Genomic DNA, 22,755 nt, shown 5'->3' with positions numbered 1-22,755 from the left:
CACACTCAGATCCGCAGAAGCCAATGGCTGAACATGCTACTGAGCGCATTGCCGAAATTGGCAAAAGAACCAGCATTTGAGCTTGGCCATAATGACTTGAGAAACTACGCTCGCGCTGAAGGGGGTGCTCGACCGCATGCACAAAGAACTAGGCCTCGCTACCGGCGAACTGGCGAGATTTCTCGAACTGAAGCTCCCTTCTTGTTCTGATGACTGGTGGCAAAGTCATGTAATCAATAAGCTAAGTTTCCATCAGCAGCGTATTGCTAGTGAAAGGCGACAATCTTCACTGCAACAGTTCGATCTCGCTGCACTGCTGCGCATTTTCGATCAGAACTGGTTCGAGCTATCAGATCGGTTCGCTCTTCCGCGTGAAGGGCGGAATTGGATCAAAGAGCTTCAAACAATAAGAAATAAATGGGCTCATTTATCAGCTGAAGATACGCCTCCTGCCGAAGTATATAGGGATGCTGACACGTTGGGGCGATTGCTTCGGCTTATCGGGGCCGCTCCTCAATCAATAGAAGCCGTTGAAGCACTTATGGGTTCAGCGCTCGGCGCTATGACCGAAGGGCAAACCAAACCGGCACAGGAAGACCCAACGGAGGAAATGAAACCGGACGCCGAACCTGAACCAACGCGCAAAGCGCATCTCTTTGAAGCCGGCGATCTGGTCACATTACGATCCGATACTACAGCGCGGCTCCCGATCCTCGAAGTAGTACTCGGCGGCGCGGAGGTCCGTTACCGTGTTTTTCAGGATGGCTTAAAGGCCACATACTACGAGAGCCAGCTTCAAGCCTTGGATGAGGGCGGATCAGAGCCCGACCTGGTTACTACCGAAGAGCTGCATGCGCATATGACAGCGTTGCAGCTTTTATCTCCCTCGACCGCAAACCTGTTTTCCCTGCGGTCAGGCCGCGTAAATTTTGTGCCCTACCAGTATCGTCCTGTCTTGAAGCTGATCCGCTCGGACAGGCCGCGCTTGCTGATTGCCGATGAAGTTGGTGTTGGTAAGACCATCGAGGCCGGTCTGATAATCAAAGAGCTTCGGGCAAGGATGGACATCAGCTCCATTCTCGTCATCTGCCCGAAGGCGCTTGTCGCCGAGAAAAAATGGCAAGCCGAAATGAAGCGCTTCGACGAGAATTTTTCACCTCTAGACGGCCCGCTTCTGCGCCACTGCTTGCATGAAACGGACCTAGAGGGCGAGTGGCCGGAGCAATACGAAAAGGCGATCCTTCCATTTTCGCTATTCGATTCCGACCTGATTTTTGGACCGGCGGGCAAGAAGTCACGCAAGGATAAGGGGCTGCTTTCACTTGATCCGGCTCCAGCTTTCGATCTCGTGATCGTCGATGAGGCGCACCACATCCGGAACTCGGATACCTTCCTGCATCAAGGTGTCCGATATTTTTGCGACAATGCGCGGGCTGTCATTCTTATGACGGCCACTCCGGTGCAGCTCGGCAGTGACGACCTTTTCACGTTGCTGAATGTGCTGCGTCCCGATCTGGTGATTGACCATGCCAGCTTCGAGCAGATGGCCGCGCCCAACAGGTTCATTAACGAGTCGATAAGGCTCTGCCGCGAGAAGGGTGATGGCTGGCAAGGCAGCGCCATCGAGCAGCTCGAAGCAGCGGCAAGGACCGACTGGGGATCGCTCTTCCTTTCCGAGATGCCGAGTTTTCAAGCCGCCTTTGACCAGCTCCAGGAAGCGGATTTGGGCGATGCCGATCGCGTCGCCCTGACCAGGCAGCTGGAAGAGCTCTACACCTTCAGTTCGGTCATAAACCGTACCCGCCGGCGTGATATTGGCGAATTCACAACAAGGAAACCGGTCACGCTCACCGTCGAGTTTACCGAAGATCAGCGCGCACTACATGATGGGTTGCTGAGCGTCATTGCGCGTATTCTCGCGCGTTGCCACGGGCAACAAAACGTCAAATTCATGATGACGACCATACGGCGCCAAGCTGCAAGCTGCCTCTACGGACTTGCACCGTTCCTCTCTGACATGCTCGACCGGAAACTCGATCAGTTGGAGCTGATCGAAACCACCGATCGCGACGATGAAATGGACATGAGCTTTCTCGATGGCATCAGGTCCGAAATCGAGGAGCTGATCAGGGTGGCGCAGAATCTCGATCCCGAAGACAGGAAGATCGAGGCATTTATCAAAACGCTGAAAGAGAAGTCCGCTCTCGTGAATAACAAGGCGCTCGTCTTCAGCACCTTTAGACATACACTTTCGTACCTAGCGAGGCACACCGAGGCAGCGGGCCTGCGTTTCGGGGTTATCCATGGCGACATTCACGATGAGGAGCGCGCCTCCCTTCGCAAGCGCTTCTCGCTTCCCAAAGACGATCCGGATGCCATCGACATCCTTCTTTCATCCGAAGTTGGATGCGAAGGTCTCGACTTTCAATTCTGCGACTATCTCGTGAATTATGATCTGCCGTGGAATCCCATGCGTGTGGAACAGCGGATAGGCCGTATCGACCGCTACGGGCAGGAAAGCGAAACAATCAGCATCGTCAATCTCGTCACGCCTGGAACGGTCGATGCCGACATCTACCAGCGATGCCTTATGCGCATTGGTGTCTTTGAACATGCGGTTGGCGGCAGCGAGGAAATCCTCGGAGAGATCACGCAGGAAATCCACGACATCGCGGAAAATTTTGTCCTTTCCGAAGAAGAGCGTGCCGCGCGGCTCCAGCAGCTTTCGGACAACGGAATCCGTCGGATCAGGGAAGAGCAAGAGCTTGAGGCCAAAGAGGCAGAGCTCTTTGGCCTCAATGTCCCCAGCCAGTCATGGCAAGACCAAATCGAGGCCGCCGAAAGTTCCTGGTTGTCGCCATCAGCGATCCAGAGGTGCGTCGCCACCTATCTGGCGGCAAGGCTCGGTGAGAGCTCCGAGTATATTCAGGGTGACAAACCGCTCAAAAACCTGCGCTTGAGCCAAACCGCCCGCAACGCCTTGCTTGAAGACTTCCGGACACTGAAGCGGAGCGTCGATCCAGTGTCTCGTCATTGGGAGAAATGGCTGAAAGGAGGCGCGCCGAATTTACCTGTCACGTTCGACCAAAAGACTGCGTCTGACGACCCGACCGCTGTCCATTTGTCCGTTCTTCATCCCCTTGTCCGCCAGGCGGCTAGATGGCTCGAAGTTACCGAACCGCTGCGTTGCAGCCTTGAAGTCGCGGCTGACCTTCCAGTCGGAGAACATCGCTTTGCGCTCTATAGGTGGGCGATGCATGGCATAAGGCCGGACGAGCAGCTTGTCGTCGTCGCCGATAACGCCGAGCTCGAGAAAGGACTGATGAAGGCTCTCCCAAGCGCTAGCGAGGTAACGGAAGGCAATCCTGATTGCGCGTCCGCCTTCGACGATCTTGACCAGCGCCATCATGCAAAGTGGGCGGCGGCACAGGCCGACCATATCGCGGCCAATCAGCAGCTTGCAGACCATCGCATTCAAAGTCTGTCGGCAAGTCACCGCGCAAGAGTGAAGACCTTGGAAGACCAACTCGCCAAGGCGACCAACGACAAAATTCGCGTCATGAAACAGGGTGAGATGGCGCGCGCCAACGCTGACTTTGAACGTCGTCTCGCTGAGCTCAAACAGGCCGGATCGACCGGCGATGTCAGAGCCGCGCCTGTCATGTTCGGTACGATCCGCGTGCGTGCCTCATGACTGTGATTGATGAAATACGAGAACGCCGCCAGAAGCTAGCAGACGTACTCGAAAGTAAAGAATACTCTGGTATTAGGCTTATTGTTGAGGAGCTTTATCCCGACCAGGCTCATTTCCTTTTCGAGCTGTTGCAGAATGCCCAGGATACCGGCGCGACAGAAGCCGTGTTTTCGCTCAGCTCTGAGAAGCTTGTTTTTGAACATAACGGTCGACCGTTCGATAAAGGTGATATCGAAGGAATCACCAACATCGGGAAGGGAACGAAGGCATCTGACGAGGAGGCTATAGGTCGCTTTGGCGTAGGATTTAAGGCTGTCTTTGCTTACTCCGAAACTCCGAGGATCTTTTCGCCGACCTTCTCTTTCCGGATTGAAAGCTTAGTCCTTCCGATTGAGATCAAAGGAGCACCTAATCTAGGCAGCAAGACTCGGTTCGAATTCCCTTTCAACAACCCGAAAAAGCCCGCCGATCGAGCCTTTGCCGAGATTCAAGTAGGTCTGACCGGGCTTAGTGAAACCTCACTCCTCTTCCTTTCTAATCTGGAGAGTGTCGGATGGGAAATTGAGGGCGCTGAGAAGGGAGAGGTCTTAAGGCTACAGCATTCTACCCATCACATCGAAATTCTGCGGCAGGTAGGTGGCGAAGCAACAAACAGCAGCCACTTTCTTCGGTTCGATCAAGAGGTAGAGGAGCTCAAGAACCAGAGCGTATCCGTCGCATTTCCTTTGCGGTTCATGGCAGAAAGCGCTTCATTTGATGAGGCGAAGCCGCTCGCAAAGCAGATGAGGATTTTGCCCGCAGAGATTGGTCAGGTGTCGGTGTTCTTTCCTGCCGAAAAGGAAACCTCAGGTCTCAGGTTCCATCTTCACGCCCCCTTCGTCCCGGAGTTGAGCCGGGCGAGTGTCAAGGAAACGCCGGCGAATGAACCGTTGTTTTCACAGCTCGCTCGCCTTTGTGCCAACTCGCTTCACAGAATCCGCGATCTGGGGCTGTTGAATGCAGAAACGCTTGGGGTTTTGCCAAACAAGCAGGATGCAATTCCGAAGCGCTACGAGGAGATTAGGGAAGCAATCATCAATGAGTTGAATAACGAAGCTCTCACTCCAACGCACGACCGATCACATGCGCCCGCAAAGACGCTGTTTCAGTCCAAGGCTGCTATCAAGAGCGTTATCTCCGAGCATGATCTATCTGTTCTTGTGGGGCTCGAAGTCGAGCCGAAATGGGCGGCCAATGCACCGCAAAAGAGCAGCAATGCTGATCGAATGCTATCCAGCCTAGAAATCCGCGATTGGGATGTTGATGATCTCGTGAATGTGCTCGGCGAACTGGAGGGTAGCTATTGGCAAGAACCAAATGAGGAGGTGAAGGACTGGCTGTCTTCAAAATCAGATGAGTGGCTCCAGCAGCTATATTCATTCCTCTACCGCCAACTGGGAGAAGATTCAGGCTTCTATGACATTGAGGACTGCCCGATAGTCCGCCTGCAAGATGGTACGCTTGCAAAGGGGAAGGGAAGCTACTTCGCTTCTGATGACGATCAGGAAGACGGTTTTCCAATCGTTCGAGCTGACCTCTACCAATCCGGGAAGAGCAAATCACAGCAATTGAATGCCCGTAAGTTCCTGGAAGAAATCGGCGTAAAGGAGATTGATGAGAAAGAATTGGTCAGGGCTATATTGAACGAACGATATTCCCGAGGCTCGATCGACCCCAACCCCAAAGATCTCATGCGCTTCGTCAAGCTAGTCGAAGCGGATTCGAGTGCGGCGACGATTTTTAGAGATGCCCACATCTTTGAGATCCCCGATGGTCGGTGGGCCAGGCCCGGCTCGGTATTCCTAGATGATCCATTCGCGGAAACTGGGCTAAGAGCATTCTTTGGAGACCACTGCAAAAATGAGCCGTTCCCCCTCGCAGACCGTTACGCTCAGGATAAAATTTCAAGTTCAAGGCTCGCGAAATTTGCAAAATCTCTCGGCGCAATAACGGAAATTCGACCCGTTAAGATTACAGTAGACAACCACCCTCAACGCGATGAGCTCAAGGCCGATTACTACCAGTACGGAGTTAGGAAGACTCATACAGGCATTGACGAAGACTATGTGCTGCGCGGGCTAAAGAATGCCTTGAAAGATATTGATGTAGAGAAGGCGAAAGTGATTTGGAACACCATGTCTGCCTCGCCGTCCAATGTGCTGAAGGCTCGATTTCGACCAAACCGGCAATACAACACTCGATTAAAGCCTTCGACCCTGGTCCATCAGTTGAGGAATGCAAAGTGGGTACCTCAATCCGATGGCCAGTTCACCAAGCCTTGTGATGCCAGGGCGGACCTTCTGCCATCAGGATTTCCCTACGACGTTGGAAAAGAATGGCTCGCTGCCGTTGGGTTCGGGACTGAAGCCGAAAAGCGAACTGAGCTTGCAAAGAAGCGAAAGGCTATTGCAGCCGAGCTTGGATTTGAAGACGAGGTAGCGCTTGCCGATGCGAGAAAGTTCGCAGGGCTCGCTCCTGAAGAGCGGCGCGCATTCTTTGAGGAAATAGAGCGCAAGGCGAGTTTGGAGTTACCCGAGAACGAACCACGCAACCCCTCCCGACGTGCCGAGAAAGTGGGTGAGCTTGCAGCAACAGCCACCGAGCGCAAAACCGAAATGCGCACGCGAAGTGTGTCGATTGGCCGTGACGATGTGAAAGACGAAGCTGGGCAATATTTGCGGCAGCAATATACCAATGACGGCGAGCTGTTCTGTCAGGTATGCAAGCTTCCCATGCCCTTCCGACTTGACGACGGGAACGCATATTTCGAACGGGTCGAGTTCCTGCCTTCGCTGCAAAAGCGCTATCATCAGAACTATCTGGCGCTATGCCCAACTGATGCAGCGAAATTCAAATTCGCGAATGGCACCGATGATATGTTGCTCGATCTCTTTTGCGATCTGGATGGCGAAGAGCTTGAAGTAATCTTGGCGCAAAATGACGAAACGATCTATTTCACAAAGACCCATCTGGCCGATTTGAAGAAGGTCATAGAGGTTGATCGCCGTAGCAGTACCGACATTCCTCAAACCGATGGTGGGGCCTGAAGCATGCAACGTTGCCGAAGTTCATCGAGGTAGTCGCTCCACCATTGCGCCATCTTCACCCGCTCGTCCCAATAATTGCCACGATTGTAGACGCCGCGAATGGCGTTGCTGTCGCCATGGGCGAGCGCGCGCTCGATCGCATCCGGATGCCAAAGCCCGCTTTCGTTGAGCATAGTCGAAGCCGTTGAGCGCAAACCATGAGCCGTCACTTCATCTTTGGTGAAGCCCATACGCCGAAATGCCGCATTGATCGTATTCTCGCTCATGGGACGTTGACGCGTATGGAACGCCGGGAAGATGTAGCCCTTGCTGCCGGTAATCGATCTCAGCTCTCGAAACAGTTCCAGCACCTGGCGTGATAGCGGCACCACATGGGCCCGCCGCGCCTTCATCTTGCCTTCCGGTATTGTCCAGGTGGCCTTGTCCCAATCAATCTCGTGCCACTCGCCATGGCGAAGCTCACCGGGCCGCACAAAGACATGTGGTGCGATCTTCAACGCAAATTTCGTCGCCGGGTAGCATTCGAAATCATCGATAGCGCGGAGTAGCCCGCCCAACTTCTCAGGCTCAAGGATCGCCGCGTAGTGCCGTGCTTTTGGCGTGACCAGCGCGCCCTGAAGGATCGAGGTCGGATCGGTATGGCACTGGCCAAGCGCGGCTCCATACCGGAACACCCGGCTGGCGAAGGATCGGCATTTCTTCGCAGTTTCGAGATTGCCTTTGGCTTCGAGTTTCTTGAGCGCCGCCAACATCAATTGCGGATCGACGTCGTTGATTGGCATATTGCCGATTGCGGGCTTGAGCAGTTCGAGGAACCAGCGCGCCTTGCGCAGCGTGGCCTCCGCCCTGCCTTCGGGCACCATCTTCTCGTCGATGTACTTGTTGGCGATGACCTCGAAGGTGTTCTCCGCACCCAGCTTGATCCTGGCCTTCTTTCGCTTCCGCTCCAGCATTGGATCGATGCCATCCGAAACCTTGAGCCGCGCCCGGTCGCGAAGCTGGCGCGCTTGCGACAAACTGACCTCTGGGAATGCGCCGATGGGCAGCTTCTTTTCCTTCCCGCCGAAGCGGTACTTGAAATACCAGAGCTTGGAGCCGTTCGGCTTCACGAGAAGCAACAGCCCCCGCGAGTCGTATTTCTTGTACGACTTGTCGGCAGCCCGGAAGCCTTTGATTTCCTGCACATTGAGGCTCATTTGGGGGCCTCACTTTTTTGGAAGTTGGGGCCTTTTGAGCTGGAGCCCCCAGCCGAGGCCCCCACAGACGTTGGAACAAAGCGGAACAAAACAAGACCTCGCTTTCTGCGCTAGAGGTCAAGAATGGCAGAATTCCGCCATTTCTGCAATGTTTTGGAACGTTCTGATGAGAACAAATGGTGCCCAGAAGAGGACTCGAACCTCCACACCCTTGCGAGTACTAGCACCTGAAGCTAGCGCGTCTACCAATTCCGCCATCTGGGCACCTTGGCGTGTGCGGCCTGTGCCGCATGTCGCCGGGTAGGAGCGCGCCGATAAGGCAGGTGGGGCATGGTGTCAACGCATCCTATCGCATCGGTGACAAAAAATCCGCCCGCCAGCGGAAATTCCCTCCACCACGGGCCCAAGCAGGCATTGAAGGGCGCGCTCCTTTCGGGCAAAGGGCGAGCCGAACGAACAACCCTTCGCGAAGGATATGACGCGCACATGGCACGCACTTCACCGCTTAACGGCAAGCTGGTTACCCTTATTGGCGGAAACGGCTTTATCGGCAGCCACGTTGCGCAGGACCTGTTGCAGTGCGGGGCACGCGTGCGGATCGCGGCGCGTGAGCCGGAGAAAGCCTTCAAGCTGAAGCCGCTTGCCAATCTGGGCCAGCTGCAGTTTGCCCGTTGCAACGCGATGGATAAGCGCAGCGTCGAGGCCTGCATCAGGGGTTCTGATGCGGTCGTGTATCTGATCGGCACATTCGACGGCAATCAGCAGGCCTTGCAGGCGGACGGCGCAGGCTATGCCGCACAAGTGGCTGCGCAAAACGGCGTGGGCAGCTTCGTCTATATCTCTGCCATCGGGGCCGATCCGGATGCCGAAACCGGATATTATCGCACAAAGGGTGATGGCGAGCGGCAGGTGCTGGAAGCCTTTCCCAAGGCCACCATCATCCGCCCATCTGTCGTGTTTGGTGAGGATGACGGGCTGATACCGATGTTTGCGGACCTGGTGAAGATGATGCCGGTTCTGCCGGTGTTCGGTGCCGAAAGCGAGTTTCAGCTTGTGTGGGTGGACGACGTGGCCGCCGGCATTGCTGCCGCGCTGGAAGATCCGGGCCAGCATGGCGGCAAGGTGTATGAAGCGGCCGGTCCTGAAAAGCTCAGCATGATGCAGATCAACCAGATGATCGCCGATAGCCAGGGGCGCGATCGCACGCTGTTGCCCATGCCAAAGCCGTTGGCCAAGATATTCGCCAGCCTGCCCATGACGCCGATCAATTCAGATCAGCTGGCGATGCTGGAAGAAGGCAGCGTGGCCAGCAAGGGCACGCCGGGGCTGACAAAGCTGGGCGTGACGGCAAAGCCGCTGTCGCTGTTCCTGGATCGCTGGATGGTGCGCTATCGCAAGCACGGACGCTTCACCGAAAGGCGGGCCTGATCGGCAAACGGGCAGCGGAAGTGATTCGGTCGGACAAAGTCACCGATTGCGTCCGGCAACGCCCGTCTGAGTGCCACCAACCGGCATAAAAGCAGCAAAAAACCGCAATCCCGGATGGCAGCATTTGACTATGCCTGCCTGCCAGTGCGAAGGGCTTTGCCAAAGATACTGGAGACTTCCCATGACCAAGCATGTCCTCGAAAAGCTCGCCGATACCAATCCCGATGCGGAAATCTGGTGGGACAGTTCGCCGCTGGTCTACCCCAGCTGGAAGGAAGAAACCCTGGCCGCCGCGCCCGATGGCAAGGCGGATGAATGGGACGATCAGCTTACCCGCCTCTATAATCCCGATGCGCCTGCCGAGATGGGCTTTCGCGGCGTCACCACCAATCCGCCGCTCAGCCTGCAGGCCGTGCAGCTGGACCCAGAAGGCTGGACCAAGCTGGTGAAGGATATCGCCGCCGACAATCCTTCGCTGGATGTCGAAGGCGTGTACTGGAAGATGTATCTGCACCTGGTGAAGCTGGGCGCGGATGCGATCCATCCCCTGTTCGAAAAATCCGGCTACAAATACGGCATGCTTTCGGGCCAGGTCGATCCGCGCTTCGTCAGCGATGGGGATGCCATGCTGGAACAGGGACTGTCGATTGCCGAAATGGGCGACAATGTGATGGTGAAGCTGCCCGGCTCCAAGGAAGGATACGAGGTGCTGGAGGAGCTGACCGCGCGCGGCATTGCCACCAACAACACCACCAGCTTTACCGTGCCGCAATATGTGCGATGCCGCGCGGCGGTTTCCGCCGGCCTGCTGCGCGCGAAGGCAGCAGGTGTTGACCTGAGCAAGTGGCGCAGCGTCATCACCCACATGTCCAGCCGTCTTGGCGAGAAGAGCGATTGGAAGAAAGAGGCCGAACAGCGCGGGATCGAACTGTCGCTGGACGAAATTCGCGATGGCGAGGAAGCCGTGCTGAAGCGCGCCTACTGGCATGGGAAAGATATCGATCACCCGTCCAAGATGCTGCAATGTTCGATGCGGGTGGAGAAGGACAAGGACGGCAACACCGTTTCGCGCCACATCTCCGATTATGCCGGCAGCGACATGGTTTACACCTGCCCGCCGGGATACATCAAACAGCTGATGGAAGTGGAGAACGAGCTCGCGCCTTTCGATCCCAAGGCGATCGAGCGGGAGCCGAACAAGGCCAGCATCGAGAAGCTGATGAAGCTGCCCGCCTTCCGCCAGGCCTATGAGTATGAAGGCATGAAGCCGCACGAATTCGCGCAGTTCGGCAGTTTCCAGGCCACTGCCACCGAATTTGCCGCTGCCACGCGCCAGACGGTGGATTTCGTGCGCATGGTGATGGAAGGCTGAACGCCTAACGCGCCGCGATCCATTCGCGCGTGCCATAATGGCGGCAGCTTTGGGCGGCCACCTCTGCAGCATGGGTGAGGGCGTCGCGCATGCCCTCCCCTGCTGACAGGAAGTGGCAATAGGCACCGTGGAAGATATCGCCCGCGCCAAGCGTGTCGATCGCCTCCACCGCAGGCGGCGTAATGTCGCCGCTGGCCGTGCCATCACTCCAGAAAATCGCTGCGGCCCCGCGGGTGATGGCGACAGCCGAGGGGCCGAGCGCGCGCACCGCATCGAGGATATCGGCCTCTCCCTGCTGCGGCGGGTGGAAGCGTTCGGAGACCACGGCATGATCGACATGCGCGATCAGATCGGCGGTCCACGGCTTCCACGATCCGCCATCCAGCACCACGGGGATGCCGCGTTCGCGCGCGGCGGCGGCCAGCGGCACGGCGATTTCGGGCAGGAAGCCATCGCAATAGAGCACGCTGACCCCGTCGAGGGATGATGCGGTCGGCAGTTTGCCGTCCAGCACCTGTTCCGGCTGCTGATCGATGATCGTGCGCGTTCCACCGTCGGGCACCACGATGATGCTGGAAACGGGCAGCACCTGCGCGCCCGATCTGGCAAAATCCCGCGCCGGCACATCGAAGCTTTGCAGCTCTGCCCGAACGCTGTCGGCAAAGCTGCCTGCGCCCAGCAATGTGAACAACCGCACCTTGCTGCCCAGCGCCCGCGCGGTGATCGCGCCGTTGAGCGCGGAACCGCCCGCCCCTGCCCAGAAATGCGTGGCCGACAGCTTCCCGTCCTCCACCGGAAAGGCAGGACAGGCATAGCCCAGATCGAATGTGGCGCGGCCGATGCAGAGTATAGTCATTCTTCCCCCATAGCCGCACGGGCCGCAAAGCGTTAAGGTCAGCCATGATCCAAAGGCTCAAACCCTGATGCAAAGCGTCCTGGAATTCCTGGTCCATTTCCTGATGGCGATCACCGGCGCCCTGGGGCTGGCGATTGCGTGGGTCGGGGCGCTGGCGCTGCTGGGTGCATTCGGCCTGGTGGGCGGCGGAGCGCTGTGGCGCACCCGCCGCCGGGACAAGGAAAAGCCGCCCGAAGACTAGGCGGCGTGATCCGCAATCCATTGGTCGCGCAGCTTGAACTTGCGGATCTTGCCCGATCCCGTCAGCGGCCATTCGGTAACCTGCTGCCAGTGCGCCGGGCATTTCTGCGGGCTGATCTGTGACCGGCAATGGGCGCGCAGGGTTTCGGGATCGAAGATCGCGCCCTCCTCCATCCGCACGAATGCGGCAACAGCTTCGCCCAGCACATCGTCCGGCACGCCCACAACGGCGCATTCGGCAACATCGGGATGTTCCAGCAACACGTTCTCGATTTCTGCGGGGAAGAGGTTCTCACCGCCGCGGATGATCATCTCCTTCACGCGGCCGGTAATCTTCACATAGCCCTGATCATCCATCGTCCCCAGGTCGCCGGTATGCAGCCAGCCTTGCGCGTCAACCGTGGCGGCGGTTGCTTCGGGATCGTCATTATAGCCCAGCATGGTGGAGGCGGAGCGACAGCGGATCTCGCCCACATCGCCGCAACCCACCACTTCATCCGTTTCGGGATTGAAGATGCCCACTTCGCACCCCAACGCAGGCTGGCCGATGGTGGTGCTGATCCTTTCGAAATCGTCGCTCGGCCTGCCGGTGGTGATTAGCGGGCTGCTCTCTGTCTGGCCGTAAGCCACCAGCGTATCCGCCCCCAGCACATCGCGAACATTGCGCGCCAATTCGGGCGCAACCATCGCGCCGCCCATGCCGATGCGCTGCAGGGAGGAAAGATCACGCAGCTTCTGCTTTTGCGCCGCCACCATCGCCACCGCCATGGTGGGCACGCAGATCGTCCAGGCGAGCTTCTCTGCTTCGATCAGATCCAGCGCCGCGCCGGGATCGAAGGCCAGCAGCGGGCAATAGGCGCCGCCCGATTGCAGCGCGCCCAGCACGCCCATCGAACAGCCCATGGTGTGAAACAGCGGCGTCAGGCCCAATGCGCCCAGCCCGTGCGGCAATTCGCCCACTTCCACGAACAGGCGGGCGTTGTTGGTGAGGTTGCGATGGGACAGCACCACGCCCTTGGGAAAGCCGGTGGTGCCGCTGGTGTACTGGATTTGCGCAGGATCATTGGTGTCCACCTGCGGCAGCGTGCCCGAGGGATCGGTAAACAGCGCGCCCTCGTCACCTATGTCGATAATCTCGCGCAGGGCCGGCAGGTCTTCTGCCGCCTCTGCGGCGATTTTCGCCATCGGGTTACCGCGAAACTCGTTCACCAGGAACAATGCGGCAGACGTGCTTTGCTGCAGCACGTAGGACAACTCTCGCTTCTGATAGGCAGGGTTTACCGTCACCACCGTCAATCCGGCCAGCGCGGCGGCATATTCCACCAGCACCCATTCCGGCACGTTGGGCGCCCACACGGCCACACGCTCTCCCGGCTGGAACCGCGTAGCCAGCCCCTTGGCCAGCCGTTCCGCATCGTTCAGCAGCTCTGCATAGGTCCAGCGGCGTCCCACGGTGCCATCGGGCAGGCCTTCCAGCAGCGCATCGCGCGACCCATTGGCCGCCGCCTGATCGCGCAGCAATCCGCCGATTGTGGTGTCGAGTATTTCGCTGTCGGCGAACCAGTCGCACAACGCCTTTTCCAGGCGGCGCTCTTTTCCGGCCATGTCTCTCTCCATCATGGCCAGTCTGAAACGCCGACCTTGTCAATCAGACCAGTATAGCCGGTTCGGGTTTTCTACCAAGAGCTTCTGCTGCAGTTCGTCTGTCGGCGCGATGCGGGGGATCATGTCGACCAGGTGGCCATCGTCTGGCACCTCGTCCGCCATGTTGGGATGCGGCCAGTCGGTGCCCCAGATGCAGCGATCGGGATAGTCCGCCACCAGCGGCGCGACGGCGGCGGCGAAATTGTCCCAAGGATCGCCCCTGCCGCCTTCCTTGATGGCATCCAGCCTGTCCGGGCAGGTGGGCTTGAACCAGATATCCTCGCGGCTATCCAGCAGGGCGCGGAAGGCGCGCATGTCCGGACCGTCAGGCCCCTGCGTCACATCGGGGCGGCCCATGTGGTCAATCACGATGGGCACGGGGATGGCGGCCATGAAGGGCTTCATTTCCTCAAGGATATCAGCCTCGAAATAGATGACCACGTGCCAGCCTTCGGGAAGGCGGTTGGCGACCTCAAGAAACTTGTCCTTGGGCGCATTGTCCACCAGCCGCTTCAGGAAATTGAAGCGGATGCCGCGAATGCCGCCGTCGTGCAGCTTCGCCAGATCGGCGTCCGAGGTATCGGGATCGACCACGGCGACACCGCGAGCCTTCCCGTCCGACTTGGCAATGGCATCCAGCGTGGCGGAATTGTCCGTGCCGTGGCAGCTGGCCTGCACAATCACGTTTTTCGAAAAGCCAAGATGATCGCGCAGGGCGAACAGCTTGTCCGGCCCTGCATCCTCCGGCAGATATTTCGCCTTAGGGCTGAAGGGGAACTCAGCCATCGGGCCAAACACGTGGCAATGTGCATCCACCGCGCCGGGGGGCGGTGTGTAGGCGGGCTTGCTGGGGCTGGGGTGCCAGCTGGTAATACGATCAGGCATAGACTGTTCCATCCATCAGCTTGCGCGCGGTGCGCAGCAGCGCGGCGCTAGTAACATCGCCATTGGCATCGACTTTCATCACGCAGGTCGTCTCCCCACTGGGATGCTCGATGCTCATGGTTTTTTCAGGGCCTTCGGGGATCTCGGCCACTTCGGCAGCGGGTGATCCCTCAACGAGGCAGGCGGTAGCGGCGGTAACGGCTCCCAGCACGCCGATGCTGGCGTGCGCACGGTGCGGAATGAACACGCGCGTGGTGACAGCGCCGCCGTTCCTGGGCGGGGCGACCAGCGTCATCTTGGGCACGGATTTCTCCGTCACATCGCCAAGGTTCATGCGTTCGCCCGCCGCAAGCCTGATCGCCTCGATCTTCTCGCGTATGGGGGCGAAGGCATCGGCCTCCATTTCCTCTCGCGTTTCGTAGCCGGTCGCGCCAACATCCTCCGCCTTGAAGACGATACAGGGCATGCCGTTGTCGATCAGCGTGCAGGGCACACCATTGATCTCGTCCAGCGCATTGCCGGTGGGCAGCAAAGCGCCGCAGCTGGAGCCTGCCGTATCGCGAAACTCCACCGGGATGGGCGCATGGCTGCCGGGCACGCCGTCGATCCTGGCATCGCCTGAGTAGTTCACGGTGCCGCCCGGCGTCTGGACGCTGGCGACGGCGATCTGGCCGGTGTTTTCCATGTAGATGGTAACGTCCGTCACATCGCCGCGCGCCAAAACGAGGCCGCGCTCGATGGCGAAGGGGCCGACGCCTGCAAGGATGTTGCCGCAGTTCTGCGCATCGGTGACGATGGCCTGATCGACGAACACCTGCAGGAACAGGTAATCGACATCCACGCCGTCGCGCTGAGACTTTTTCACCACGGCAACCTTGCTGGTGAGCGGGTCCGCCCCGCCCATGCCATCTATCTGGCGCGGATCGGGGCTGCCCATCACGCCCAGCAGGAACTGGGCGCGCTCGTCGGTATCGGCGGGAAGGTCGGTGCTGAGGAAGTAGCCGCCTTTCGACGTGCCCCCGCGCATCCACATGACAGGTGCTTGTTTCATCGGGTCAAACCCACTTTAGGCCCATGTCGGTCAGCTTCTGGCGGAAGCCGTACATGTCGAGGCCCAGCACGCCGTCGGCCAGCTTCTGGCGCTTCTCTTCTTCGTTGGCTTCGCGGGCCTGTGCTTTCTTCAGCACCTCCTCCGCGTCCTCCCGCCGCGTGACGCACACGCCGTCGTCATCGGCCACGATGATGTCACCGGGGCGGATGAAGGCGCCTGCGCACACCACGTCCACGTTCACGCTGCCCAGCGATGCCTTGATCGTGCCTTGCGCGAACACGCGCTTTGACCAGACGGGGAAATCCATTTCCTGCAGATCGCGCAGATCGCGAACGCCGGCATCGATGATCAGGCCCTTCACGCCGCGCGCCTGTGCCGATGTGGCCAGCAGGTCTCCGAAATAGCCATCCTCGCAAGGGGATGTTGGCGCGATGACCAGAACGTCGCCCTCCTGGCACTGCTCGATCGCGGCATGGACCATGTAATTGTCGCCCGGCGGCACCGAAATCGTCACGGCAGAGGCGCCGATGCGCGCGCCTGTATAGATCGGGCGCATGTAGCTGGCGAGCAGACCCGTGCGGCCTTGCGATTCGTGAACGGTGGCCACGCCGCACGCGCCAAGCGCCTTTACGACTTCCGGATCGGCACGTTCGATATTCTGAACAACGACACCCATGACTGGCGATTCTCCTCTCAATATGCTTTGCCTCGCGTGAACCCCTCCCCCGCCTTGCGTCAAGCTACGCAGAGGCACTGCAGCGAGGGTCTACACGCAAACTTGTATGTAACACTTACAATTGATAGGAGGCGACGTCGAGAGCGATGTCTGCGCAAGAAACGAAAACCATGACGCCAAATGTGGCACTTATCGGCTTCGGTGAAGCCGGGGAAACCTTTATGCGCGCTGCCCAGTGGGAAGGCGCGAAGGGCTGGGACATGCTGGCAGAACGCCGTGCTGCCCTGGCCAAGTGCGGCGTGGGACTGGGCGAGGATTGCGGAGAGGTGCTGGCCACCTGCGACGTGATTCTCTCGCTCGTCACCGCTGATCAGGCGCTGGACGCTGCGCGCGAATATGCGCCCTATTTGCCGCAGGAAGCCATGTGGCTGGATATGAATTCCGTCGCCCCGCAAACCAAGGCGATGGCGGCAGAGGCGATCGAGGCCGTCAACGTTCGCTATGTCGATGTTGCCATCATGGCGCCTGTCGACAAGGGGCTGGACGTGCCGCTGCTGGTATCCGGCAACAAGGCGGACAAGGCCGTGGATGTGCTGGAAACGCTGGGCTTCACCGATGCGCGCGCCGTGGGCAAGACCGTGGGCCGCGCCAGCGCGATCAAGCTGTGCCGTTCCATCATGGTGAAAGGCGTGGAAGCGCTGACCGCAGAACTGGTGCTGGCCGCCAGCCAGGCCGGCGTGCTGGACGAGGTGTTCGATTCGCTGGATGCCAGCGAGAAGAACCTGCCCTGGGCAGAGCGGGCGAATTACAACCTCGATCGCATGCTGATCCACGGCGGTCGCCGCTCGGCAGAAATGATCGAGGCGGCAGAAATGCTGCGCGCAATGGGCACCTCTGCCGCGATGAGCGACCAGACCGTGGCCTGGCACTCCAGCCTCGGCAATCTGGACCTTACGCCGCCGCCAGAAACGCTTTCTGCTAAGATCAAGGCAATCCGGGCGACTCCGGATTTCAGAGGAGAGAACTAGGCATGTCGCTGATTATCGATTGTCATGGCCATTACACCGTCCTGCCCAAAGGGCACGATGCCTGGCGCGAAGAGCAGAAGAAGGCCTTTAACGAAGGCACCACGCCCCCGCCCTATCCAGACATCTCCGATGACGAGATTCGCCAGACGATCGAGGATAATCAGCTTCGCCTGATCAAGGAACGCGGCGCCGATTTCACCATCTTCTCTCCGCGGGCCAGCGCCATGGCACCGCATGTGGGGGATCAGGCCGTGGCCAGCGAATGGGCGCGGCGGTGCAATGATCTGATCTACCGCGTCACGCAGCTGTTCCCCGATACCTTCATCGGCGGCTGCATGCTGCCGCAAAGCCCGAAATCGGACATGTCGGAAAGCGTGAAGGAACTGCGCCGCTGTGTTGAGGAGCTGAACTTCGTTGTCTGCAATCTCAACCCCGATCCCGGCGGCGGCCACTTCACCCACCCGCCGCTGACCGATGAATACTGGTTCCCCATCTATGAAACGATGTGCGAACTGGGCGTGCCGGCGATGATCCACGTATCGGGCAGCTGCAATCCTTCCATGCACGCCACAGGCGGCTACTACCTGGCCGCAGACACGGTGGCCTTCATGCAATTGCTGCAGGGAGATCTCTTCAGCCGCTTCCCCGATCTGAAGCTGATCATCCCGCACGGCGGCGGCGCGGTGCCCTATCACTGGGGTCGGTATCGCGGCCTGGCCGATATGCTGAAGCAGCCCGATATCGAGAGCCACCTGATGAACAACGTGTTCTTCGACACCTGCGTTTATCACCAGCCCGGCATCGATCTGCTGGCCGATGTGATCAAGAACAAGAACATCCTGTTCGGCAGCGAAATGGTGGGCGCGGTGCGCGGCATCGATCCGCAGACCGGCCATTATTTCGACGATACCAAGCGCTATGTCGATGCGCTGGATATCTCTGCGGAAGAAAAGCACATGATTTTCGAAGGCAATGCCCGCAAGGTCTACTCGCGGCTGGACGGCATCCTGAAGGAAAAGGGGCTGTAATGAGCGATACGCCCGCCATCGCCCAGGGCTTCGCCAAGTGCGAAAAGCCGGAGCGTTATATCCAGCAGCTCGTCAAGCACTGGGGGCACAAGCACGCCACCAGCTATGACGAGGGTGATGGCATGGGCACCTTCCCGTTCTCCGATCTTGAGAGCGCGGTGATGCTGGCCCGTCCCGGCGGCATCGCCATCACGCTGACGACGGCAGAGCAGGATCGCAACGAGCATATGCGCGGCGTGATAGAGCGGCACATCGATCGCTTCGCCTTTCGTGAGGCACCGCTGGAATACGAATGGAAAGACATCGAGGAAGCCTGAAAATGACTGAGAAGAAGAAAGAGCGGATCAACATCCACGAATATCTTGCCGAGATGGAGGATATTCCCGGCACCCGCGTGTTCACCGCACAGCGGGCGCGCAAGGGTTACCATCTGAACCAGTTCGCCATGAGCCTGATGAAGGCGGAAAACCGCGAACGTTTCCTGGCTGACGAGAAAGCCTATCTCGACGAGTGGGAAATTTCCGACGAGGCGAAGAAGGCCGTGATGGACCGCGATTACAACGCGATGATCGATTGCGGCGGCAATATCTATTACCTCGCCAAGCTGTTCAGCACCGACAAGAAAAGCTTCCAGTTCGCCGCCGGTTCGATGACCGGGATGAGCCAGGAAGACTATGCAAAAATGATGCTGGCAGGCGGTCGCTCGCCCGAAGGCCAGCGCTCTATCAAGGGGAAGTACTGATATGGCCCGCGTTACAACAGGCATCACCTCCAGCCACATTCCCGCGCTGGGCGCGGCGATCGAAACCGGCAAGGCCGGCGATGATTACTGGGGCCCCGTGTTCGAAGGGTACAAGGCGATCAAGGACTGGATCGCCAAGCCCGAAAACATGCCCGACGTGGTCGTGCTAGTTTATAATGACCATGCCTCCGCCTTCGATCAGAACATCATCCCCACTTTCGCCATCGGCTGCGCGGAGAAATTCACGCCCGCAGACGAAGGATGGGGCCCGCGCCCCGTGCCGGACGTGATCGGCCATCCCGATCTTGCATGGCACATCGCGCAAAGCCTGATCCTGGATGATTTCGACATGTGCATCATGAACGACATGGACGTTGATCACGGCTGCACCATCCCGCTCACCATGATGTTTGGCGATCCTGCGGAATGGCCGTGCAAGGTTATCCCGCTGCCGGTGAACGTCGTCACCTACCCGCCGCCATCGGGCGCGCGCTGCTTTGCACTGGGTGACAGTATCAAGGCCGCGATCGAGAGCTTCCCCGAAGACCTGAACGTCCACGTCTGGGGCACGGGCGGCATGAGTCACCAGTTGCAGGGCCCGCGCGCAGGCCTGATCAACAAGGAGTTCGATCTCGATTTCATCGACAAGCTGATCAACGATCCCGAACTGCTCGCCCAGAAGCCGCATATTGAATATCTGCGCGAAGCGGGCAGCGAAGGCATCGAGCTGGTCATGTGGCTGATCATGCGCGGCGCCCTTGGTGACAAGGTGCGTGACCTGTATAATTTCTACCACATCCCGGCATCCAACACCGCGCTCGGCGCGCTGATCCTCCAGCCGGAGGAAACGGCGGGCGAACCGCTTGAGCCCCGCAAGGTGCTGAGCGGCGGATCCTTCGCCGAAGCCTGACTTTAAAAGGGCACCTTGCGGAACAATGGCCGCAGGTGCCCTTTGATTATGTGAACCCCCCTCGCAAATCTCTTTAGGGAGAACCCTCATGAAAATCGCACTCGCCGGTGGCGGCGCCTTTGGTGAAAAGCACCTCGACGGACTGAAGAACATCGACGATGTCGAAGTCGTCAGCCTGGTTGGCCGCACGCAGGACAAGACGCAGGCCATGGCCGACAAATACGGCATCGGCCACGCCACCACCAATTACGAAGAAATGCTGGAGATCGACGAAGTCGACGCCGTGATCCTCTGCACGCCTACGCAGATGCACGCCGATCAGGCGATCAAGGCAATGGACGCCGGCAAGCATGTCGAAGTCGAAATCCCGATGGCCGACAGCTGGGCCGATGCCAAGGCCGTGGATGCCAAGCAGAAGGAAACCGGCCTTGTCTGCATGGCGGGCCACACGCGCCGCTTCAACCCCAGCCACCAGTATGTGAAGAACCGCATCGACGCGGGCGAATTCAACATCCTTTCGATGGATGTCGAAACCTTCTTCTTCCGCCGCGAGAACAAGAACGCCAAGGGCGAGCCGCGCAGCTGGACGGACCACTTGCTGTGGCACCACTCTGCCCACACCATCGACATCTTCCAGTACATGACTGGTGCGAAGGTGGTGAAGGCCAACATTCTGCAGGGCCCCAAGCATCCCGATCTGGGCATCGCGATGGACCAGTCCATCCAGATGAAGACCGACAAGGGCCAGATCCTCACCCTGGCACTCTCGTTCAACAATGACGGGCCGCTGGGCACCTTCTTCCGCTACATCGGCGACACCGCGACCTATATCGCGCGTTATGACGATCTGGTGGACGGGCGCGAGGAAGCCATCGACCTTTCCGTGGTGGATGTGCCTTCCAACAACGGCATCGAACTGCAGGACCGCGAATTCATCTCCGCCATCCGCGAAGGGCGTGAGCCCAACAGCTCGGTTGCGCAGGTGCTGGATTGCTACCGCGTGATCGGCGAACTGGCCGAGAGCCTGGAACAGCAGGACGGCTGGTCGTAATGGCAGCCCTCGCAAAACGACAACTGGCAGGCCGTGCCGTCCATCCCATCGGGCTGGGCTGCATGAACCTGTCCTGGGCCTATGCCACCCCGCCAGACCATGACGTGAAGGTCAGGCTGCTGAACGAGGCGCTGGACCTTGGCTATGATCACCTCGACACCGCCAACATCTATGGCGGCGGCGATAATGAGGAATTGCTGGCGGATGCGGTGATGCATCGGCGGAACGAATTCCTGCTGGCCAGCAAGTGTGGCATCGTGGTGGACGGCGCAAATCGCGGCGTCTCCTGCGCGCCGGACAGCATTGCAGAAAACCTCGACAAGTCTCTGGCCCGTTTGAAAACCGACCACATCGACCTGTTCTACATGCACCGCTTCGATCCCAAGGTGCCGATTGCGGACAGCGTGGGCGCGATGGTGCGGGCGATGGAGGCAGGCAAGATCGGCGCCTATGGCGTGTCCGAGTGGAACGCCGCGCATATCCGGGAAGCCCACGCTGTCCATCCCGTGGCCGCCGTGCAGCCCGAATATTCGCTATGGACCCGCAATGTGGAACTCGGCGTGCTCGACACCTGCAAGGAACTGGGCATTGCCTTGGTCGCCTTCAGCAGCACCGGGCGCGGTGCCTTCGGCGGCGAACTGCGCGATCCGGCGACGCTGGAGGACAAGGACCTGCGCACCAAGATGCCGCGTTTCAATGCGGAGAACTGGCCGAAGAACCTTGCCGTGATCCAGCAGCTGGAAGCCCTGGCGAAGGACGTTGGCGTAACGCCGGCACAGCTCGCCAATCGCTGGGTGCTGGAACAGGGTGACAATTGCCACGCAATTCCCGGCACCACCAGCATCGCGCATATGAAAGAAAACTTTCACGCGGCCACGGTGGACATTCCGGCAGATGCCATCGCCAAGGCTGGAGAGATCGTGAACCACTCCACGGTTCACGGCCACCGCTATCACGATGCGATCCGCCCCACGATCGACACCGAGGAATTCGCAGAGTAAATTGGGGCGCGTAAAATGACAAATCTACGGGCGCAGATCGGATATTGCGAACGCACCGAGAAGCGCCCGTATTTTTATGCCAATGCCCATGAAAAGGATTTCGTCCCGCTCGCCGCGGTGGAGGTCGCGATAACCGATGCACGCGGGCGCAAATGTTCGCTGGACGTCGAAGGCTTCACTCTGGTGGAGCATGCCAGCGCCGTTGCCGACCTCACCGATCTTGACGAAGTGATGCGCACCCATTCAGGCGAAATCGTCGAGTTGTTGACCGCCCTGACCGGATGCGACCACGTGGCGATGACGCCGATGGGCATCCTGCGCTTCTCTGAAAAGGCGGGCACAAACGCCGATCACGACAATTCCCACCCCGCCCGCTTCATCCATGTCGATATGGCAAAGGAGCCTGCCGCCGCCGCCCGCGCGCAGGCAGCGCCAGAGGGCCGCGAAGTCATCCGCAGCGCGCAGTACAACGTATGGCGCGTACTCAGCGATCCGCCGCAGGACGTGCCCTTGGGATTATGCGATTTCACCAGCCTGCAAGACGGCGACCTGTTGCCGTGCCGGGCGATTTTCGATCCGCTGGATGGCTCGCCCGAATGGGGTTTTCCCAACTATCTGTTGGCCCACAATCCGGCGCATCGCTGGTTCTATTATTCGAACATGCATCGCGGCGAAGCGCTGGTGTTCAAGACAAGCGAAAGCGATCCCGACTGCGCGCAACTGATGCCGCACGGCGCATTCGACAATCCCCTCGCCCCGCCAGACGCAGCGCCGCGGATCAGCCTGGAAATGCGCGGCACGGCCTATTGGTACGCCTGACGACAAGGGGCCCCGCCATTCGATGATGGCGAAGCCCCGGTCACAAGC

General features: G+C 59.1%; 19 protein-coding genes and 1 tRNA gene. 13 read left to right on the top strand and 7 right to left on the bottom strand.

The genetic code is table 11. The features are described from left to right. The first annotated feature begins 136 nt into the window (after positions 1-136). Complete coding sequence (locus GRF63_RS02380) at positions 137-3,694, top strand: DEAD/DEAH box helicase (protein ID WP_160484408.1); 3,558 nt, start codon at positions 137-139, stop codon at positions 3,692-3,694. Next, positions 3,691-6,780 (top strand): sacsin N-terminal ATP-binding-like domain-containing protein, encoded by a 3,090-nt coding sequence (locus GRF63_RS02375; protein ID WP_160484407.1) that lies wholly within the window; start codon positions 3,691-3,693, stop codon positions 6,778-6,780. Before GRF63_RS02380 ends, GRF63_RS02375 begins: the two co-directional genes overlap by 4 nt. Here GRF63_RS02375 and GRF63_RS02370 read toward each other — a convergent pair. Both GRF63_RS02370 and GRF63_RS02365 read right to left on the bottom strand, forming a co-directional pair. Further along, positions 6,759-7,976, bottom strand: a complete 1,218-nt coding sequence (locus GRF63_RS02370; protein ID WP_160484406.1) for a tyrosine-type recombinase/integrase — start codon at positions 7,974-7,976, stop codon at positions 6,759-6,761. The genes GRF63_RS02375 and GRF63_RS02370 overlap by 22 nt on opposite strands. A gap of 177 nt (positions 7,977-8,153) precedes the next feature. After that, positions 8,154-8,240: transfer RNA gene (locus GRF63_RS02365), tRNA-Leu, on the bottom strand. 222 nt (positions 8,241-8,462) lie between these two features. Between GRF63_RS02365 and GRF63_RS02360 the strand changes: the two genes are divergently transcribed. Further along, the gene (locus GRF63_RS02360) at positions 8,463-9,404 is read left to right on the top strand and encodes a complex I NDUFA9 subunit family protein (RefSeq protein WP_160484405.1); all 942 of its coding nucleotides are present in this window, start codon (positions 8,463-8,465) and stop codon (positions 9,402-9,404) included. 181 nt (positions 9,405-9,585) lie between these two features. Further along, entirely contained in the window at positions 9,586-10,776 is a 1,191-nt protein-coding gene (locus GRF63_RS02355) for a transaldolase family protein (protein WP_160484404.1), read from the top strand. 4 nt (positions 10,777-10,780) lie between these two features. Here GRF63_RS02355 and GRF63_RS02350 read toward each other — a convergent pair whose 3' ends face one another. Beyond that, positions 10,781-11,632, bottom strand: coding sequence for a PfkB family carbohydrate kinase (locus GRF63_RS02350; protein ID WP_160484403.1), 852 nt, complete (start codon positions 11,630-11,632; stop codon positions 10,781-10,783). Positions 11,633-11,699: 67 nt separating this feature from the next. Between GRF63_RS02350 and GRF63_RS02345 the strand changes: the two genes are divergently transcribed. Next, positions 11,700-11,873: a hypothetical protein gene (locus tag GRF63_RS02345; protein WP_160484402.1), complete on the top strand. Its 174-nt coding sequence runs from the start codon at positions 11,700-11,702 to the stop codon at positions 11,871-11,873. Here the strand turns inward: GRF63_RS02345 and GRF63_RS02340 are convergent. The 4 genes from GRF63_RS02340 to ligK are packed head-to-tail and all read right to left on the bottom strand — an operon-like array spanning position 11,870 to position 16,128. Next, positions 11,870-13,477 (bottom strand): AMP-binding protein, encoded by a 1,608-nt coding sequence (locus tag GRF63_RS02340; RefSeq protein ID WP_160484401.1) that lies wholly within the window; start codon positions 13,475-13,477, stop codon positions 11,870-11,872. The genes GRF63_RS02345 and GRF63_RS02340 overlap by 4 nt on opposite strands. Before the next feature lie 39 nt (positions 13,478-13,516). Beyond that, positions 13,517-14,401 (bottom strand): amidohydrolase family protein, encoded by an 885-nt coding sequence (locus GRF63_RS02335; protein WP_160484400.1) that lies wholly within the window; start codon positions 14,399-14,401, stop codon positions 13,517-13,519. Next, a complete protein-coding gene (locus GRF63_RS02330) occupies positions 14,394-15,452 on the bottom strand; it encodes a 4-oxalomesaconate tautomerase (protein WP_160484399.1) in 1,059 nt (352 codons plus the stop codon). The genes GRF63_RS02335 and GRF63_RS02330 overlap by 8 nt, the downstream gene beginning before the upstream one ends. Positions 15,453-15,456: 4 nt before the next feature. Further along, a complete protein-coding gene (gene ligK, locus GRF63_RS02325; RefSeq protein WP_160484398.1) occupies positions 15,457-16,128 on the bottom strand; it encodes a 4-carboxy-4-hydroxy-2-oxoadipate aldolase/oxaloacetate decarboxylase in 672 nt (223 codons plus the stop codon). Positions 16,129-16,298: 170 nt separating this feature from the next. On the opposite strand from ligK, the gene GRF63_RS02320 reads away from it, so the two are divergent. The 8 genes from GRF63_RS02320 (at position 16,299) to GRF63_RS02285 (ending at position 22,707) form a co-directional block, all read left to right on the top strand. Beyond that, positions 16,299-17,156 (top strand): NAD(P)-dependent oxidoreductase, encoded by an 858-nt coding sequence (locus tag GRF63_RS02320; protein WP_160484397.1) that lies wholly within the window; start codon positions 16,299-16,301, stop codon positions 17,154-17,156. A gap of 2 nt (positions 17,157-17,158) precedes the next feature. Then, positions 17,159-18,184 (top strand): amidohydrolase family protein, encoded by a 1,026-nt coding sequence (locus tag GRF63_RS02315; RefSeq protein WP_160484396.1) that lies wholly within the window; start codon positions 17,159-17,161, stop codon positions 18,182-18,184. After that, complete coding sequence (locus GRF63_RS02310; protein ID WP_160484395.1) at positions 18,184-18,501, top strand: DUF2218 domain-containing protein; 318 nt, start codon at positions 18,184-18,186, stop codon at positions 18,499-18,501. Before GRF63_RS02315 ends, GRF63_RS02310 begins: the two co-directional genes overlap by 1 nt. Positions 18,502-18,503: 2 nt before the next feature. Next, positions 18,504-18,926: a protocatechuate 4,5-dioxygenase subunit alpha gene (gene ligA / locus GRF63_RS02305; protein WP_160484394.1), complete on the top strand. Its 423-nt coding sequence runs from the start codon at positions 18,504-18,506 to the stop codon at positions 18,924-18,926. A gap of 1 nt (position 18,927) precedes the next feature. Continuing rightward, a complete protein-coding gene (locus tag GRF63_RS02300; RefSeq protein ID WP_160484393.1) occupies positions 18,928-19,836 on the top strand; it encodes a class III extradiol dioxygenase subunit beta in 909 nt (302 codons plus the stop codon). Between the two features lie 88 nt (positions 19,837-19,924). After that, complete coding sequence (locus tag GRF63_RS02295) at positions 19,925-20,887, top strand: Gfo/Idh/MocA family oxidoreductase (RefSeq protein ID WP_160484392.1); 963 nt, start codon at positions 19,925-19,927, stop codon at positions 20,885-20,887. Continuing rightward, the gene (locus GRF63_RS02290; protein WP_160484391.1) at positions 20,887-21,888 is read left to right on the top strand and encodes an aldo/keto reductase; all 1,002 of its coding nucleotides are present in this window, start codon (positions 20,887-20,889) and stop codon (positions 21,886-21,888) included. The genes GRF63_RS02295 and GRF63_RS02290 overlap by 1 nt, the downstream gene beginning before the upstream one ends. 15 nt (positions 21,889-21,903) lie before the next feature. After that, a complete protein-coding gene (locus tag GRF63_RS02285) occupies positions 21,904-22,707 on the top strand; it encodes a CmcJ/NvfI family oxidoreductase (RefSeq protein WP_160484390.1) in 804 nt (267 codons plus the stop codon). Positions 22,708-22,755: the final 48 nt, after the last annotated feature.

The sequence above is a fragment of the Aurantiacibacter rhizosphaerae genome, assembly GCF_009807005.1.
Taxonomy (GTDB): domain Bacteria; phylum Pseudomonadota; class Alphaproteobacteria; order Sphingomonadales; family Sphingomonadaceae; genus Alteraurantiacibacter; species Alteraurantiacibacter rhizosphaerae.
Note: the sequence above shows the minus strand (reverse complement) of the source record. Positions and strands in the feature narration are given on the sequence as shown.